The organism is Amylibacter sp. SFDW26 (assembly GCF_009184395.1).
GTDB lineage: Bacteria > Pseudomonadota > Alphaproteobacteria > Rhodobacterales > Rhodobacteraceae > Amylibacter.
The window spans coordinates 464,530-480,520 of the sequence record NZ_WEIC01000002.1; the positions used below are offsets into that span (position 1 = coordinate 464,530).

General features: G+C 44.6%; 15 protein-coding genes. 11 read left to right on the plus strand and 4 right to left on the minus strand.

Annotation, left to right across the window (positions count from 1 at the left end; genetic code table 11):
* Positions 1 to 44 precede the first annotated feature (44 nt).
* Genes F9L33_RS08560 through F9L33_RS08570 form a run of 3 tightly spaced genes read left to right on the plus strand, consistent with a single transcriptional unit; the run spans position 45 to position 3,569 of the window.
* The gene (locus tag F9L33_RS08560) at positions 45 to 1,901 is read left to right on the plus strand and encodes a glycosyltransferase (protein ID WP_152142341.1); all 1,857 of its coding nucleotides are present in this window, start codon (positions 45 to 47) and stop codon (positions 1,899 to 1,901) included.
* Positions 1,898 to 3,238, plus strand: coding sequence for a DUF3131 domain-containing protein (locus F9L33_RS08565; RefSeq protein ID WP_152142342.1), 1,341 nt, complete (start codon positions 1,898 to 1,900; stop codon positions 3,236 to 3,238). Before F9L33_RS08560 ends, F9L33_RS08565 begins: the two co-directional genes overlap by 4 nt.
* Complete coding sequence (locus F9L33_RS08570; protein WP_152142343.1) at positions 3,231 to 3,569, plus strand: Hpt domain-containing protein; 339 nt, start codon at positions 3,231 to 3,233, stop codon at positions 3,567 to 3,569. Before F9L33_RS08565 ends, F9L33_RS08570 begins: the two co-directional genes overlap by 8 nt.
* Here F9L33_RS08570 and F9L33_RS08575 read toward each other — a convergent pair.
* Together F9L33_RS08575 and ilvA are read right to left on the minus strand one after the other, a co-directional pair.
* Positions 3,566 to 4,345: an alpha/beta fold hydrolase gene (locus tag F9L33_RS08575; protein ID WP_152142344.1), complete on the minus strand. Its 780-nt coding sequence runs from the start codon at positions 4,343 to 4,345 to the stop codon at positions 3,566 to 3,568. The genes F9L33_RS08570 and F9L33_RS08575 overlap by 4 nt on opposite strands.
* Positions 4,342 to 5,589, minus strand: coding sequence for a threonine ammonia-lyase IlvA (gene ilvA / locus F9L33_RS08580; RefSeq protein WP_152142345.1), 1,248 nt, complete (start codon positions 5,587 to 5,589; stop codon positions 4,342 to 4,344). The genes F9L33_RS08575 and ilvA overlap by 4 nt, the downstream gene beginning before the upstream one ends.
* A gap of 190 nt (positions 5,590 to 5,779) precedes the next feature.
* Between ilvA and F9L33_RS08585 the strand changes: the two genes are divergently transcribed.
* From F9L33_RS08585 to msrA, 3 genes are all read left to right on the plus strand, one after another.
* Positions 5,780 to 7,003 (plus strand): argininosuccinate synthase, encoded by a 1,224-nt coding sequence (locus F9L33_RS08585; protein WP_152142346.1) that lies wholly within the window; start codon positions 5,780 to 5,782, stop codon positions 7,001 to 7,003.
* 278 nt (positions 7,004 to 7,281) lie between these two features.
* The gene (locus F9L33_RS08590) at positions 7,282 to 8,913 is read left to right on the plus strand and encodes an OmpA family protein (protein ID WP_152142347.1); all 1,632 of its coding nucleotides are present in this window, start codon (positions 7,282 to 7,284) and stop codon (positions 8,911 to 8,913) included.
* A gap of 106 nt (positions 8,914 to 9,019) precedes the next feature.
* Entirely contained in the window at positions 9,020 to 9,670 is a 651-nt protein-coding gene (gene msrA / locus F9L33_RS08595; RefSeq protein WP_152142348.1) for a peptide-methionine (S)-S-oxide reductase MsrA, read from the plus strand.
* A gap of 56 nt (positions 9,671 to 9,726) precedes the next feature.
* On the opposite strand, the gene F9L33_RS08600 is transcribed toward msrA, so the two are convergent.
* Complete coding sequence (locus tag F9L33_RS08600) at positions 9,727 to 10,008, minus strand: YggT family protein (RefSeq protein WP_152142349.1); 282 nt, start codon at positions 10,006 to 10,008, stop codon at positions 9,727 to 9,729.
* Positions 10,009 to 10,137: 129 nt separating this feature from the next.
* Here F9L33_RS08600 and F9L33_RS08605 point away from each other — a divergent pair, with 129 nt between their 5' ends.
* The 4 genes from F9L33_RS08605 to F9L33_RS08620 all read left to right on the plus strand — a co-directional run bounded on the left by F9L33_RS08605 (position 10,138) and on the right by F9L33_RS08620 (position 13,845).
* The gene (locus F9L33_RS08605) at positions 10,138 to 10,668 is read left to right on the plus strand and encodes a thioesterase family protein (protein WP_152142350.1); all 531 of its coding nucleotides are present in this window, start codon (positions 10,138 to 10,140) and stop codon (positions 10,666 to 10,668) included.
* Between the two features lie 62 nt (positions 10,669 to 10,730).
* Complete coding sequence (locus F9L33_RS08610; RefSeq protein WP_152142351.1) at positions 10,731 to 12,065, plus strand: MFS transporter; 1,335 nt, start codon at positions 10,731 to 10,733, stop codon at positions 12,063 to 12,065.
* 68 nt (positions 12,066 to 12,133) lie between these two features.
* Positions 12,134 to 12,982: a penicillin-insensitive murein endopeptidase gene (gene mepA / locus F9L33_RS08615; RefSeq protein ID WP_226804045.1), complete on the plus strand. Its 849-nt coding sequence runs from the start codon at positions 12,134 to 12,136 to the stop codon at positions 12,980 to 12,982.
* Positions 12,979 to 13,845, plus strand: a complete 867-nt coding sequence (locus F9L33_RS08620) for an esterase-like activity of phytase family protein (protein WP_152142353.1) — start codon at positions 12,979 to 12,981, stop codon at positions 13,843 to 13,845. The genes mepA and F9L33_RS08620 overlap by 4 nt, the downstream gene beginning before the upstream one ends.
* Here the strand turns inward: F9L33_RS08620 and F9L33_RS08625 are convergent.
* Positions 13,842 to 14,663 carry an LOG family protein gene (locus F9L33_RS08625; RefSeq protein ID WP_152142354.1) on the minus strand — a complete coding sequence of 274 codons (822 nt, stop codon included), beginning with the start codon at positions 14,661 to 14,663 and terminating at the stop codon, positions 13,842 to 13,844. The two genes, F9L33_RS08620 and F9L33_RS08625, sit on opposite strands and share 4 nt — an antisense overlap.
* 99 nt (positions 14,664 to 14,762) lie before the next feature.
* Here F9L33_RS08625 and dapD point away from each other — a divergent pair, with 99 nt between their 5' ends.
* Positions 14,763 to 15,590 carry a 2,3,4,5-tetrahydropyridine-2,6-dicarboxylate N-succinyltransferase gene (gene dapD / locus F9L33_RS08630; protein WP_152142355.1) on the plus strand — a complete coding sequence of 276 codons (828 nt, stop codon included), beginning with the start codon at positions 14,763 to 14,765 and terminating at the stop codon, positions 15,588 to 15,590.
* Positions 15,591 to 15,991 lie beyond the last annotated feature (401 nt).

A 15,991-nucleotide genomic window follows, 5' to 3' on the forward strand; every position in this document is an offset into this window, starting at 1 on the left:
AAGATTTTGCGACATACGATGGGAGCAGTGTGAACGAGGTCATAATGGCAGACTTAAAAACATTCTATTTTTCTGAGTTTGAAGATAGGAAACCTGAACCGCCTTTGCCCCATTCCATAATTATTGAAACGATCTGGCAATGTTTGGCAATTTGTACTGTTGGTTTGGGTTTATGGTATTTGTCTTGGCGATGGATGTTCTCATTTAATCCTGATGTGTCGTGGTTTTCATATTTGGTTTTTGGCGCGGAAGTGTGTGCTTTTATTGGCTTGCTTTTGTATGTGCATAATCTGTGGTCTGTGAATGACACGCCACAGACAGAAGCGCCTGAGTTTTGTGATGAACTGATTCCAGATCGCGTTTCTAAAACACCAATCAAGGTTGATGTGTTCCTGCCTACGTATAACGAAGATCCCGAAATGACGCGTTATTCTATCCGAGATGCAAAGGCTATTACGTATCCCTATGAACTGGATTTACGTATTTATGTTTTGGATGATGGTAACCGAACGCAAATGAAAAAAGTCGCGAATGAAGAGGATGTGAATTACATTACGCGTAGCGATAATGCTGGTTATAAAGCTGGGAACTTGCGCAATGCTATGGCTGTGACCCAAGGTGATTTCATCGTGATCTTGGATTCTGATACACGCGTATTCCCGACATTTTTAGAACACACACTTGGGTATTTTCGAGATCCTGATGTGGCTTGGGTTCAAACACCACAATGGTTTTATGACATCCCTAAGGGTAGAGGTTTGATCTGGGAGTGGACTAAACGCTATGGGTGCTTAGGCGGCTTTACTGCAAAGTTTGTGGAGCGTCTGATAGGACCTATTGTTGTGGGACGTGATCCTTTTATCAATGATGCAAAGTTATTTTATGATGTGATTCAACGCAGACGAAATGGATTGAATACATCGTTTTGTTGCGGTGCGGGATCCATTCATAGACGAGAAGCCGTAATGGAAGTCGCATTGAAAAATTATGCGCGATCAATTGATGAAAATGCAAATCAATTTGTGGCATATTCTAGACAAGAAAGTGCTGCACATAACCTTAGAAAAGCAGTGCATAAGGAGCTATCAATCTCGACGCGCCTGACGCCTTATAAATTCCATGTTTCCGAGGATATATATACGTCTATTTTACTACACAGTGATCCTGTGCGAAAATGGAAATCCGTTTATCATCCTCAGGTCGAAAGCAAAATGCTGTCGCCGCTGGATATTCAAAGCTGGGCTATGCAAAGGTTTAAATATGCAGGTGGAAGTTTAGATATTTTGATCAACGATTTCCCACTATTCAAAGCTGGGTTAAATTTTCGTCAAAGCTTGATGTATGCTGCAACCTTTTGGTCATATTTAACGCCTTTATGGACTGTTATTTTTATTGCGGCGCCATTGATTGCATTGTTCACAGGTCTGTCGCCCATTGCTGCTTATTCAATTGACTTCTTTTTACATCTATTGCCGTTTTTAATTATCCATGAAATGGCAGCTGTATTTGCCACTTGGGGTGTTGATAATCGGCAAGGTAAAATGCTGAATATTGCGTTTTTTTCATTTAATATAATGGCGCTGTGGGCTGTGCTGCGCGGTAAGGAAATCAAGTTTCATGTAACGCCAAAACAAAGAGACGATCAACGTCATATAGGATTGGTTGCGCCGCAAATTGCTGTTGTTGCTATAACTATAATGGCACTTGTTTACGCATTTACCCAAGCATGGATTGCGCCTGAAGGCAGGGATATTGGTTTGCTCGTGGTGAATACATTTTGGGCTTTGTATAATGCGAATGCGATGACGGTTTTGATAAATGCGGCACTTTGGACACCCGATAAGGAAAATGGACATAATATTGACGTAAAAAACCGCCTGGTAAAACAGGTGCACGCATGAATAATATCTTAAAAGCGAGAAGCCATATTGCATTCATTATTGGATTACTTTTGGCCGCGATTATTGCGATTTCCAGTGATAATGCAGTGCAGTATGCGCAGTCTAAAACGTCTGGGAAAAATGTATTACAAATAACTAAAAATCAAACAGTACTTGCACAGCATGATGTGCTAGAGGCGCATGATATCCAAAATGCAGTAATTGCATGGCAGTATTTTGAACGAAATTACAACGCGCAAACGGGTCTAGTTAATTCGGTTGATGGCTTTCCATCGACTACCTTATGGGACCAATCTTCATATCTCTTGGGTTTGATTTCCGCATTAAAATTAGGCGTTATTGATTTGGAAAAGTTTGATGAACGCATGTCGCAGGTGTTGCAAACACTTACGAAGTTACCCCTGTTCTTTGATCAGTTGCCTAATAAAGTATATGATACACGTCATCTGCAAATGACGACATATAACAACACGCCTTCCAAGACAGGTATTGGGTGGTCTGCATTGGATGTGGCAAGAATCGCGGTGCCTTTGAATATTTTATTATATGATTATCCACAACATTCTGCGGCAGCGGGAAAAATTTTATCAAATTGGAGTTTCGAAAGATTGGTCAAAGATGGTGTTTTGATTGGTGCCCGTTTGCACGAAGAGACAGGACTGCCAGAACATGTTCAAGAGGGTCGATTGGGATACGAAGAATATGGCGCTCGCGCCATAGGTCTGTTGGGTTTGGATGCGACCGTAGCATTAAAATATGATGACTATATGAGATTGGAAACAGTGGAAGATCAAAATATCCCTATTGATAGTCGGGATATCGCGCTGTTTGGCGCCCCTAATTATGTTGTGAGTGAACCCTATATTCTTATGGCAATAGAATTTGGTTTGGATCACCAAGCAAAAGAATTAACGCACCGTATTTATAAAGCTCAGGAAAGCCGTTTTAGAAACACTGGCCAGCTAACTGCAGTAAGCGAAGACAACATAAACCAAGCGCCTTATTTTATCTATAATACTGTTTTTGCGAATGGTGTAGCGTGGAATGCAGTTTCAGAAAGCGGTGAAATATTTCCCAATTTACGCACAATCAGTACGAAAGCTGCATTTGGTTGGGACGCACTATTCAAAACAGATTACACAAAACGTTTGGTTGATGCTGTGCAAAAAACTCAAACAAAAGACCGAGGATGGGTGTCTGGTGTTTATGAAAATGATGACAGTTTAAATGACGTAGCAACAGCCAACACCAATGGCATCATTTTAGAGATTATTAATTATAAAGCTAACGGGCCGCTAATTTCGGCCCGATTTAAAAAGGAGAACAAAAGTGATTGACTGGGCACAAGTTCGGCAACTGCAAGAGGACGTAGGCGCTGATGAAATGGATGAAGTTGTAGAGTTATTCCTTGATGAAGTGGATGAAGTGATGGAAAACTTAGCAACAGGGTACGAAGCGATGGCACCGAATGATCGATCCGCAGCGTTTCATCTTTTAAAAGGATGTGCATCGAACCTTGGTTTCAAGACATTCGCAGACCAATGTAGTCAAGGCGAAGACGTTACCAAAGCCGGAAATGAACCAGACTTTAAGGTCGCGGATCTAGTGCAAGTATACGCGTCTTCAAAAGCAAGCTTTATGGCAAATAAAGTATCACAACTTGGCTAAATAGTTTCGCCTAAAAAATCGGCAACCACCTCTATGAACGCACGTGGGTTTTCGGCATGAACCCAATGCGCTGCATTGGGGATTTCCGTTAAATTTGAGTTTGGAAAAAGCGCGTTGATAGTGCCCATGTGCGATGACAGAATATAATCTGATGCGCCACCTTTGATAAATAGAGTTTGATTATTGAAGCTGCCTGATACACTCGGAAAACCAACGATGTCATCCATGCTATTTGCCAGAGCATCTAAATTAAGGGCCCAACGATTGCCGTTTTCTGAAAGCTCTAAGCTTTGTAGTAAAAACGCACGCGATGCGGCTTCAGGCAATTGATTTTGTAGTAATACATCCGCCTCAGACCGGCGTGTAATTTGTGATAGGTCAAGACTGCGCATGATATCGATGTTTGAAATCTGCGAATGGGCATAGGCGATGGGTGCAATATCAGCAATTAATAAGCGATTTAAGTTTCCTGGATTGCGTAAGGCTAAAACCATAGCAGCCTTGCCCCCCATGGAATGCCCTAACAGATCAACGGGACCGTTAAGAGTACTCAATGTATTTCCCAGATCATCGGCCAGAGCATGATAGCTGTGATCATCATCCCAAAAACTGCCAGCATGATTGCGCATATCGACAGTGATAACCTTACGATCCACACTGAACCGCCGTGCAATTGCGCGCCAATTGCGACCAGACCCAAACAGGCCATGTGCAATCAGTAATGTGGGTTGCTCCGTCGCATCGCCAAAAACCTGTGTGTTCAAAAGTTGGGTCATACTAAAAACTCTGCCAATGTTTCATCATCTGTTATGTCACGGAATGTGAAGCCTGCCTTATCTATACGATCAAACAGGCTTTCAAAGCCACCTTTTGCACTGGTTTCAATGCCGATCAACACAGACCCAAAGTTGCGTGCTGATTTTTTCAAATACTCAAAGCGGGCAATGTCATCTTCTGGCCCCAAAAGATTAAGAAAGTCTTTTAAGGCACCCGGGCGCTGGGGTAAGCGCAAGATCAGGTACTTTTTCAAACCTTCAAATCGCAATGCACGTTCTTTGACATCAGGCAAACGCTCAAAATCAAAGTTACCACCAGAGGTAACACAAACAATACGTTTTCCAGCAATCTCGTCGGTCATGTCTTTCAGGGCATCAACGGTAAGCGCACCTGCAGGTTCCAAAACGATGCCCTCTACATTCAATAACTCTAGGATTGTTGCGCACAAACGGTTTTCATCTACACCTAAAACATGATCGGCTGATGTTTGTTTAAGAACCTCAAAGTTATTATCGCCGATACGTGCCACGGCTGCACCATCCACAAAATTATCAACGGTCGGCAATGTAACAAGGCCACCATTTTCAAGTGCGGCATGCAAACTACGCCCGCCCATAGGTTCAACCAAACGAATTTCGGGTTGAGTATCGCACGCACCGTAATATTTCAGTGACCCAGAGGACAATCCGCCGCCGCCAACTGGAAAGATCATGTAATCGATTGGCTTTGATAACTGTTCGCGGATTTCATGCACAACAGATGCCTGTCCTTCGATCACATCAACGGAATCGTAAGGTGGTAAAAAGACGCCGTCTGCTGATTTTGCGTATTTCTGGGCGGCAACAAGGGTTTCATCAAAATAGTCCCCCTCTAATCTGATTTCGATAAACTTACCGCCAAAGGCAGCTGTTTTATTAATCTTTTGCCCTGGCGTTGTGACGGGCATAAAAACCACGCCTTTCACACCGAAATGCTTGCAAGCAAATGCAATACCTTGGGCGTGATTTCCGGCAGACGCACAAACAAAAACCTTTGGTTTATCGCCGCTGGCCAATGCTTTGCTCATGGCATTAAACGCACCGCGAATTTTATAAGATCGCACAGGAGATAAATCTTCGCGCTTTAGGTAAATTTCTGCACTGAACTTATCTGAAAGATATTCATTTTTCTGCAATGGCGTCGCTGGAAAAAGCGCACGCATTGCTTTGGTTGCATGTGCAACATCATTTAGAAAATCAGCCATATCGTTGGTATCCGTGTAAATCTGTTGCTGCGGTTCATAAACCGTTTCTGATCGCGCGGAAAGCTAGAATAATTCTGGCTACGCACCACAATTCTCTTCATTCAGTAATGAAACCATGCTGCCCCTTGCTCGTCTGGCTAAAACCCAATAAACCCCGCTCAACAGAATCCATTATTTCGGAGCTTAATCCATGTCTGCACCTAAAAAAGTTGTCTTAGCCTATTCTGGCGGCCTTGATACATCGATCATTTTGAAGTGGTTGCAAACGGAATACGACTGCGAAGTGGTAACATTCACGGCTGATTTGGGCCAAGGTGAAGAACTGGAACCAGCACGTCAAAAAGCAGAGCTTTTGGGCATTAAACCTGAAAACATTCATATCGAAGATGTTCGTGAAGAATTCGTACGTGATTTTGTATTCCCAATGTTCCGTGCAAACGCAGTTTACGAAGGTTTGTATTTGTTGGGCACATCAATCGCACGCCCATTGATTTCAAAACGTCTTGTTGAAATTGCAGCTGAATCTGGTGCGGATGCGGTTTCGCACGGCGCGACTGGAAAAGGGAACGACCAAGTGCGTTTCGAATTGTCAGCCTATGCATTGAACCCAGAGATCAAAGTGATCGCACCATGGCGCGAATGGGATTTGTCCAGCCGTACGAAATTGCTGGAATTTGCAGAAGCACATCAAATCCCAATCGCCAAAGACAAACGTGGCGAAGCACCGTTTTCTGTGGATGCAAACCTGTTACACACATCATCAGAAGGTAAAGTTCTAGAAGATCCAGCAGTGGCTGCACCAGATTATGTTTACCAACGCACAGTGCATCCAGAAGATGCGCCAGATACGCCAGAGTTTATCGAGATTACATATGCCAAAGGTGACCCAGTTGCCTTAAATGGCAAAGATTTAACACCAGCAGAAATGTTAACAGCATTGAATGAACTTGGTGGCAAGCACGGTGTTGGCCGTTTGGATTTGGTTGAAGGCCGTTATGTTGGCATGAAATCACGCGGTATCTATGAAACGCCAGGCGGTACAATCATGCTAGAGGCACACCGCGGTATTGAATCCATCACTTTGGATCGTGGCGCGGCCCACCTAAAAGACGAGCTTATGCCGAAATATGCTGAACTGATCTACAACGGTTACTGGTTCAGCCCAGAACGTGAAATGTTGCAAGCATTGATTGATGCCAGCCAAGAGCATGTGAACGGCACAGTTCGTTTGAAATTGTACAAAGGTTCTGTTGTAACTGTAGGCCGCTGGTCAGATGACACATTGTACTCAGAAGAGCATGTAACGTTTGAAGATGATGCAGGTGCATATGACCAAAAAGATGCTGCAGGTTTCATCAAAATCAACGCGCTTCGTTTGAAGTTGTTGGCTGCCAGAGACAAACGTTCAAAATAAACTGCCTAATTAAAGGTCAAGGCCCTGAATTTGCGCCTTTTACTATGTGAAAAGATGCATCTTCACTGATTGACGGATTCTGCAAACCCACCTAGTATGCGCCTATATAATAATGGGCCAAAAGGTCTGGGGGAACGCGACGGACAATTTCTGACGCATATTCAGAAATTACGCATTTTCCCAAGGTAAGGCACCAATTGGTGTGCAGGGGAGCGGACTTTAGTGAGTAATAGTGTGACGCGATTGTATTCGCACCTGATTTTACAGGTGTATTTGTGATGCAAAAACCAGAAAGTAACTTGCAGTTTGGGCAACCGCAGAAATCTTCAGGATTGATCCGAGGTGCTATTATTGGCGCTGTTTTACTGCTTGCTGTTTTTGGATTGCTTGCCGTTTTTAGCAAGCTTGATTTTTCAAGCGATGATAAAAACCAAACATCTGTTGTTTCCCAAGAAGATGAAGTAAAGAAATTCACGCGCCTGACATCAGATTGGACGACTGCACGTAATGGATTGCAGGCCGCAACATCTTCTGAAGCATCAATTAATACACGTATATCTGAAGTGCGTGCAAAGAATGCGGCACAAGAAGCGGTTTTAAAAGAAGTTGAAACAGCATTCTCTCGTGCTGCTAATCGTGTTGATGATGCTAAAAGCAAATTAGTTGAGGCCGAAAATGATATGGCGCGTTTCCTAGACGACAGTTTAGAACGCAAAGTTGCAACGGCTGTAGGAACGGTGGAAACATTTACGGAAACACGTGAGCAAGCGGAACAAGCTGAATTGGTAGCATTCCAAGAGGCTGAGCGCATAAAATCTGCTGTGGTTCAATTGCGCTTGGCATCTCAAGCCGCCAAAGCAGCGGCAGAAGCAACGGCAAATGTTGCCAGCGCAGCAGATGCCGCACAGATCATCGTCGATCAAAATGAAGATGCTGTGCCGGATTCAGACGGATCAACATTACAAAACTTGCGTAATGACTTTTTTAACGAGGCTAAAGCCCAAGCAGATTCAGCAAAACGATCAGCTGATGCAGCGGAACGCGCAATGGCTGCAAGCGCGCAAAAGCTTGATCAAGCTTTTGCGCGTGTTAAGGAGAGAAAAGAAGCGGTTATCATAGCACGTTCTGATGAAAACCAAGCCCAAACAGAGCTGGCGGGTTTAGCCATGGAATTGGAAGACTTGCAAAAACAACGTACATCATCGCGTAAAGTTGCTGCAATTGCCAAAGAACGTTTGCTGTCAGAAGAGGCTGGGCTGGAAAAACGCAAAGCGGATTTGACACGTGAAACGTTGAAAAGCGAAGACTTAAAAGCGGTTTATGCTGACCTGCAAAAACAACGCGATAGCCAAGAAGCAAAGGTTGGCGCAGCGCAGCAAATTTACGATGATGCCGAAGCAAAACTACGCGATGCACAAAAGCTTCGCGCAAAACGTATTGCATCAGATGTCGCAGCAGTGAATTCTGAAATGCACGATCAATTGCGTGCAAAGCTTGGTAATCTGCGTATCGAAAACCCTGATCATGATCGTTTCATTGTGTCATCCGAAGCATTGTTTAAATCAGGTTCTGCGGAATTGGGCGAGTCAGGTAAAATTCTGATCACAGATATGGCAGGTGTCATCACGTCAGTTACGAGTGCGCTGCCAGAAGATGCTGATTGGATTTTGCGTGTCGATGGTCACACAGACAATACGCCGTTCAAAGGTGCAGGCCGTTTCCGAGATAACTGGGAACTGAGCCAAGCACGTGCTTTGGCGGTTGTGAAGTACATCGTTTCTTTGGGCAAAATCCCACCAGAACGTTTGGCAGCGAATGGTTTGGGTGAGTATCAGCCTTTGAAAAAAGGCGATTCTGAAAAAGATCGTGCTGAAAACCGCCGTATCGAGCTTGCTTTGGTGCCGCGCTAATATTTCATTAAAACACAAAGTGTTCACGATTTCCTCAAGCATAGTTTAATTGCAGTTCACACACGGCTGACGGAAAATACACGCAACTTAATGAGGCGTGTAAGCTATGAATATTTTCAAGACTTCCCTTGTGGCACTTTCTGTTTTGTCCACCACATCCGCTGTGCAAGCAGCAGAACAAACCGCTATTTTTGCAGGTGGTTGCTTTTGGTGCGTTGAATCAGATTTTGAAGCTGTCAAAGGCGTGAAAGATGTTGTCACAGGATATATTGGTGGCTCCGCAGAAACAGCAACATATAAGCGCATTGGTAAAGGCGGTACTGGTCACTATGAGGCGGCAAAGATTGTCTATGACCCAAAGGTGGTCAGCTATGATGAGCTGTTAGATATCTTTTGGCGTTCCGTAGATGCCACAGACGCAGGTGGTCAATTCTGTGATCGTGGTCCAAGCTACCGCACAGGTATTTTTGCATTGAATGATGCACAACGAAAAACCGCACAAAAATCCAAAGCAGCTTTGGATGCCAGTGGACAATTACCAAAACCTGTTGTGACCGAGATTAAAAACGCCAGCCCATTTTATCTGGCAGAGGAATATCACCAAGATTACTATAAAAAATCAGATTTGGTCATCACACGTTTTGGCCCAACAACAAAAGCCAAAGCTTACAAAAAATACCGCGATGCTTGTGGGCGTGATCAACGTGTTAAGCAGCTTTGGGGTAAAGATGCATACATTCATGACATTACAGGCTGATAAGGTCCCCTCTTTCGCCAGTAATATATCTGGCCCGCGTTCTGCGCGGGCCTTTTTTAATAGAGAAAGTTGTTTGTGATGATCACACGCAACGCATAAATCCCTATAAACGCAACGATAGGTGTAAAATCAATACCGCCTGTTGATGGAATAAAACGGCGGATAGGGGCATAAATAGGTTCCAACAAACGATTAATACCGTACCAGATTTGAGCGACCAAAGGCTGGTGTAAATTCAATACCTGAAAGTTAATCAACCAACTCATGATGATATGAATGATTAGAATTGTGTAAGCGATGTCTAAAACAAACAGCAAAATTTGTGCGATCGATGTCATGGTCAGGCCCTTTTTTCCAGTGCACTAGATTTATGGTGCGTTTATCCATTTGGCAAGACTTGGTGTGACCCGACGTCGCCGTTGCATCGTTCCTTTGTTTTGATAGCGTTTTTTCAAAGGAGATTTCCCATGTTCCCATTTATACGTCTTGGCAAAGAACTTATAAAATTTAGTAGTGCACGACCAATCACGCTGGATGAAACGCATGTTTCGACGCATATTTGTTGGCCAATCGATATCGATTTCTATGGCGAGCTTAACAATGGTCGCACATTATCGCTTTATGACTTGGGCCGTATTGCGATGGGGCAACGTGTGGGTCTGTTAAAAGCCTTACGAACCCATAAGTGGGGTCTGACGATGGCAGGTGCATCCGTGCGGTATCGCCGTCGTATAACAACGTTTCAAAAATTCACGATGAAAACACGTCCAGTCGGGCGTGATGAGCGGTTTTTATATATCGAGCAATCAATGTGGAGTAAGGGCGAAGCAACGTCATCAATCCTCTACCGTTCCGCAGTGACCGATAAAAATGGCATAGTGCCAACACAACGCGTGGCAGAGGCTTTAGGCCACCCTGATTGGAACCCAGAGATGCCAGAATGGGTGCAGAATTGGATCAAAGCCGAAGATACGCGGGTTTGGCCACCTGGAACCTGAAAAAACTTGCCAGACACCCTATAAAAATGTTCCATTAAAAGAAAAAATATCAGGGGACATCCATGTCATCAAAAGTCAGTAAAAAAGCGATCTGGAGCTGGATGTCGTATGATTGGGCCGCACAACCCTATCACACATTGTTGGTGACTTTTATTTTTGCACCTTACTTTACATCCGCAGTTGTGGGTGATGGCACACAAGGGCAGATCATGTGGGGCACTATGATGACAATCATCGGTGTCATTCTAGCGGTTAGCGCACCAATCATGGGTGCAATTGCAGATACAACAGGTCCACGAAAACCGTGGATCATGGCATGTTCAATCCTCTTTGTATTAGGTGCATTCCCACTGTGGTTGGCAACGCCTGGGATGGATGATCCAACACGTATTCTTATGTTCTTTGCGATAGGTTTCATTGGCGTGGAAATGTCCCAGATATTTGTTAGCGCAATGTTACCTGATTTGGGTGACCGTTCTGAAATTGGTAAAATTTCAGGAAGCGGTTGGGGCTTTGGGTATCTTGGAGGTGTTCTGACCTTATTCATCATGCTTTTGCTTTTGGCAGAAAATGACAAAGGTGTAACCTTATTGGGCAACGCTCCACTCTTTGGTCTTGATGCTGAAGCGCGTGAAGGCACGCGTTCAGTGGGGCCTTTAACGGGATTGTGGTACATTGTCTTTATGATCCCATTTTTCCTTTGGGTTCCTGATACGAAACGTAAACCAAAAGTCGCGAATGCAATTTCAAATGCGATGAAAGAATTGTTCAACACGATTAAGAAGTTGCCACAAGACATCAGCCTGTTTGCATATCTTGGATCGTCTATGTTTTACCGCGATGCGCTTAATGGTTTGTATGCCTTTGGTGGCATTTATGCGGCTGGTGTATTGGGTTGGTCTATCGTTCAAATTGGTATCTTTGGAATAATCGCGGCCATCACAGCGGCTGTTGCATCTTGGATCGGTGGTTTTATGGACCGCGCCTATGGGCCGAAAAAAGTGATCATCTTTTGCATCGTTGTTTTGATCGTTGTCTGTATCCTATTGGTTGGCACATCGCGCGAAAGCTTTTTTGCGGCACCATTGGCCGAAGGGTCTACATTACCTGATAAAATGATGATGATCTGTGGTGCGTTAATTGGTGGTGCAGGTGGTGCCATTCAAGCATCATCCAGAACCATGATGGTGTTCCAAGCCAACAAAGAGCGTATGACAGAAGCATTCGGGTTGTACGCTTTATCAGGTCGCGCCACAGCATTTTTGGCTCCTGGTTTAATCGCACTATTTACAGACTTAACACAAAGCCAAAGACTGGGTATTTTGCCAGTAGCAGTTTTACTTTTAATCGGTTTGGTCCTGTTGGTATGGGTCCGCCCAGGCAAGGAGTATGAATAATTTTAAAACGTCATTTTATCAAAACACTTTGTTTATCTGCGTCCATCATTTTGGGGGCGTCTCTTGCGGTGACTGAAAGCTTTGCCCAAACCAAAGCGAATAAGCTTTTTGGGTCAAAGAATTCACCATCACAGCAATCCTCGCACGCTTATGGCAGTTATGCCAAAGGCTGTTTGGCAGGTGCGGTTCAATTACCTGAAACAGGCCCAACGTGGCAAGCAATGCGCCTAAGCCGCAATCGCAATTGGGGGCATCCTGAAACGATTGATTTTGTGAAACGCCTGTCTGCCCAAGTGGCACAGGAAACAGATTGGGCAGGTTTATACGTTGGGGATATCTCTCAACCGCGTGGTGGCCCAATGCTGTCAGGTCATCAATCGCATCAGCTGGGATTGGATGCTGATATCTGGTTGTTACCGCCAAAACGTTTGAACCTCAGCCGTAAAGAACGCGAAAACCTATCGTCTAAAACGGTGCGCGCAAAGAATTGGCGTACAGTGAACAGCAATTGGACGCATGATCATATGAAGGTGATCAAAGCCGCGGCAAGCGATCCTGCGGTGGATCGTATTTTTATCACTGCCCCTGCAAAAGTTTGGATGTGTGAAAACGCGCGCGGCAATAAAAGATGGTTGCAAAAAGTGCGCCCTTTCTGGGGGCATCATTATCATTTTCATGTGCGCCTGAAATGCCCTGCCGGATCAGTTGGGTGTAAGACGCAAACACCAACAGTTAAACAATTGTCCAAAAATGCGACGGGTTGCGATAGCGATTTGAACTGGTGGGTGACAACCGCATTAGAGCCACCTGATCCGAATGCGCCAAAGCCGAAACCGAAAAAGAAAAAACGCGGTGCGCGGGATTACGTTATGGCTGACTTGCCAAATCAGTGTGGAACTGTTTTGAAGTCTCAATGATTAAATGGATACTGATATTTTGTTGTGTAGCGCAAGCTGCAATGGCTGCGGATGCGCGGCTGTTGTCGAGTTTTACATTGAGCAATTCTGACGATGATTTTGGTGGCTTATCGTCTATTCACTTGGATGATGATGGCAGGACATTTTTGATGACGACAGATCAAGGGCGATTTTACAGTGGTAAGATCGAACGTAACGGATCTGAAATTACGGGTGTTAGTCAGCAAAAACTAACTCAAATCAAAGACACCAAAGGCAATCCTGTAAGCGGGAAGTCATTGGGTGATAGCGAAGGTATCGCAATACGATCCAATGGGCGTATTTATATATCGTTTGAACGTTACCACCGTGTTTGGACGTACCGAAACACAACATCCGAAGCGGCATGGCTACCACGCCACCCAGATTTCAAACGCCTGCAAAACAATTCATCCTTAGAGGCTTTGGCAATAGACGCAAAAGGGCGCCTATATACTCTGCCAGAACGATCAGGTGCATTGGGAAAACCATTCCCAGTCTATCGTTACAATGGCAAAGCATGGGATAAACGCTTGTCCATTCCACGCCGTGGTGCGTTTTTGGCGGTTGGTGCTGACTTTGGGCCAGATGGAAAATTCTATCTGTTGGAGCGAAACTTTAAAAAGCCAATCGGTGTTTATTCGCGCGTCCGACGGTTTGATTTAACAAAATCTGGGTTCACGAACGAAGAAACAATCATCGAATCTTCATTAAACCAACATGATAATTTAGAGGGCATTTCCGTGTGGCAGGATGATCAGGATAAAATCCGGATCACCCTTGTTTCAGATGATAATTTCAACTTTATCCAACGCACAGAACTCGTCGAATATATTATCGATTAAGCAGGGTTTTCAGCGTCCCATTTGTCCATAATCGCCAAAGCTTCTTCAGCGGTTTCAACGAAATGGAACAGATCCAAATCCTCATCAGAAATAGTGCCTGCATCTGCAAGGTTTTCCCAATTCACGATAGAGCGCCAGAATTTTTCACCAAACAAAATCACAGGCACGTTCCGCATACGGCCTGTTTGGATCAACGTCAGTGTTTCGAACAATTCATCCAACGTGCCAAAACCACCAGGGAATGCAGTGACGGTTTTTGCACGCATTAGGAAATGAATTTTACGCGTCGCGAAGTAGTGAAAGTTAAAGCACAACTCTGGCGTACAATATTCATTTGGTGCTTGCTCAAACGGCAATACAATGTTCAACGCGATTGATGCGCCACCTGCATCCACAGCACCTCGGTTGCCCGCTTCCATCACACCTGGGCCGCCGCCTGTGACAACAACGTTTTCTTTGCCGTAACTTTTCATACTGCGTTCTGTTACAACACGCGCGAATGTGCGTGCTTCATCATAATAATGGGACAGGTCTGATAATGTTTTTGTGCGCGCCTTATCCTTAAACTCTGGGTCGGGAATACGCGCGCCGCCAAACATGACAACAGTGCTTTCAATGCCGCGTTCTGCCAAAATCAGTTCTGGTTTCATCATTTCTAACTGAATGCGCGTGGCGCGCAGTTCATCACGACACAAGAAGTCGTCATCAGCAAACGCCAAACGATAGGCAGGTGCCCGTGTTTGGGGGGTGTCCGGTGTTTTTTTGGCTGCTTCTAGATCAGCCTCTGCATTTGGAAAACTTGCTTGTTTACGTCCCATGTCGAATATTCCTTCGTAAATGTCGCCGTGGATTGCACACGGTCTGATTACAATCTATATGCATCACAAAAATCTATCCAGACACGAATTGGAGATTCCATGTCAAATGAACAGTTAGAAGTGGCAATTGAAGCTGCTTGGGAAGCCCGCGACACGATTACGCCAGCAACAACAGGCGAAACACGTGAAGCGATCGAAGATACGCTTAACGCATTGGACAGCGGCACACTACGCGTTGCTGAACCACGCGCAGATGGCAGCTGGCATGTGAACCAATGGGCTAAGAAAGCTGTTCTATTGTCTTTCCGCCTAAACGACATGGCAATCATCGAAGGTGGCCCAGACAATGCAGGTTGGTGGGATAAAGTGCCATCCAAATTCGACGGTTGGGGTCAAAACCAATGGACAGACGCTGGCTTCCGCGCAGTTCCAGGTTCAATTGTACGCCGTTCCGCATTTATCGCCAAAGGTGTGGTTTTGATGCCATCATTCGTAAACATCGGCGCTTATGTTGATGAAGGTTCTATGGTTGATGGTTGGGCAACTGTTGGATCATGCGCACAAATCGGTAAAAACGTTCACCTATCAGGCGGCGTTGGCATCGGCGGTGTTCTTGAGCCAATGCAAGCAGGCCCAACAATCATCGAAGACAACTGTTTCATCGGCGCACGTTCCGAAGTCGTCGAGGGTTGTATCGTTCGCGAAGGTTCTGTTTTGGGCATGGGTGTATTCATCGGCCAATCCACAAAAATCGTAGACCGTGAAACAGGCGAAGTTATGTATGGCGAAGTGCCAGCAGGCTCTGTTGTTGTTGCAGGTTCTATGCCATCGAAAAACGGTGTGAACCTATACTGTGCTGTGATCGTGAAAAAAGTAGACGCGAAAACACGCTCAAAAACATCTATCAACGAGTTGCTACGCGACTAATTTATCAAAGGGCTTCGCTCTATAGCGGAGCCTTTCCTTCTTTCAGTATCTCCAGAATATGAAAAACAGTGAAATACTTCACGGTTTTGTGAAACTGTTTCTGACATACTCATTTTATTGAACTCAATTTTTTTTAAGGAGAAATAAAATGAATAGATGTATGAGAAGATGCCTTTTAAAAAGATTACCTTGGTGGCTGGGTATTAGTGCCGTCACTTTTTACGCTGGCTCATTTTACGGTACTGTTGGTCTACTTGCTGCCGCAGGCTTATCTTTTGCGGTTGCAGTGACTTTTGTCTATCAGTGCTGGTGGGGTTGCCGCAGATAAGCGATTATTAAAACCAATTTTTATACTCATAATACCGCTAAATGAGCGGTGTTATGAAAAATTACGATACTCA

Coding starts and splice junctions, on each gene's coding strand:
- F9L33_RS08560 (WP_152142341.1), top strand. CDS start 45: ATGGCAGACTTAAAAACATTCTATTTTTCTGAGTTTGAAGATAGGAAA.
- F9L33_RS08565 (WP_152142342.1), top strand. CDS start 1,898: ATGAATAATATCTTAAAAGCGAGAAGCCATATTGCATTCATTATTGGA.
- F9L33_RS08575 (WP_152142344.1), bottom strand. CDS start 4,345: ATGACCCAACTTTTGAACACACAGGTTTTTGGCGATGCGACGGAGCAA.
- ilvA (WP_152142345.1), bottom strand. CDS start 5,589: ATGGCTGATTTTCTAAATGATGTTGCACATGCAACCAAAGCAATGCGT.
- F9L33_RS08585 (WP_152142346.1), top strand. CDS start 5,780: ATGTCTGCACCTAAAAAAGTTGTCTTAGCCTATTCTGGCGGCCTTGAT.
- F9L33_RS08590 (WP_152142347.1), top strand. CDS start 7,282: ATGCAAAAACCAGAAAGTAACTTGCAGTTTGGGCAACCGCAGAAATCT.
- msrA (WP_152142348.1), top strand. CDS start 9,020: ATGAATATTTTCAAGACTTCCCTTGTGGCACTTTCTGTTTTGTCCACC.
- F9L33_RS08600 (WP_152142349.1), bottom strand. CDS start 10,008: ATGACATCGATCGCACAAATTTTGCTGTTTGTTTTAGACATCGCTTAC.
- F9L33_RS08605 (WP_152142350.1), top strand. CDS start 10,138: ATGTTCCCATTTATACGTCTTGGCAAAGAACTTATAAAATTTAGTAGT.
- F9L33_RS08610 (WP_152142351.1), top strand. CDS start 10,731: ATGTCATCAAAAGTCAGTAAAAAAGCGATCTGGAGCTGGATGTCGTAT.
- F9L33_RS08620 (WP_152142353.1), top strand. CDS start 12,979: ATGATTAAATGGATACTGATATTTTGTTGTGTAGCGCAAGCTGCAATG.
- F9L33_RS08625 (WP_152142354.1), bottom strand. CDS start 14,663: ATGGGACGTAAACAAGCAAGTTTTCCAAATGCAGAGGCTGATCTAGAA.
- dapD (WP_152142355.1), top strand. CDS start 14,763: ATGTCAAATGAACAGTTAGAAGTGGCAATTGAAGCTGCTTGGGAAGCC.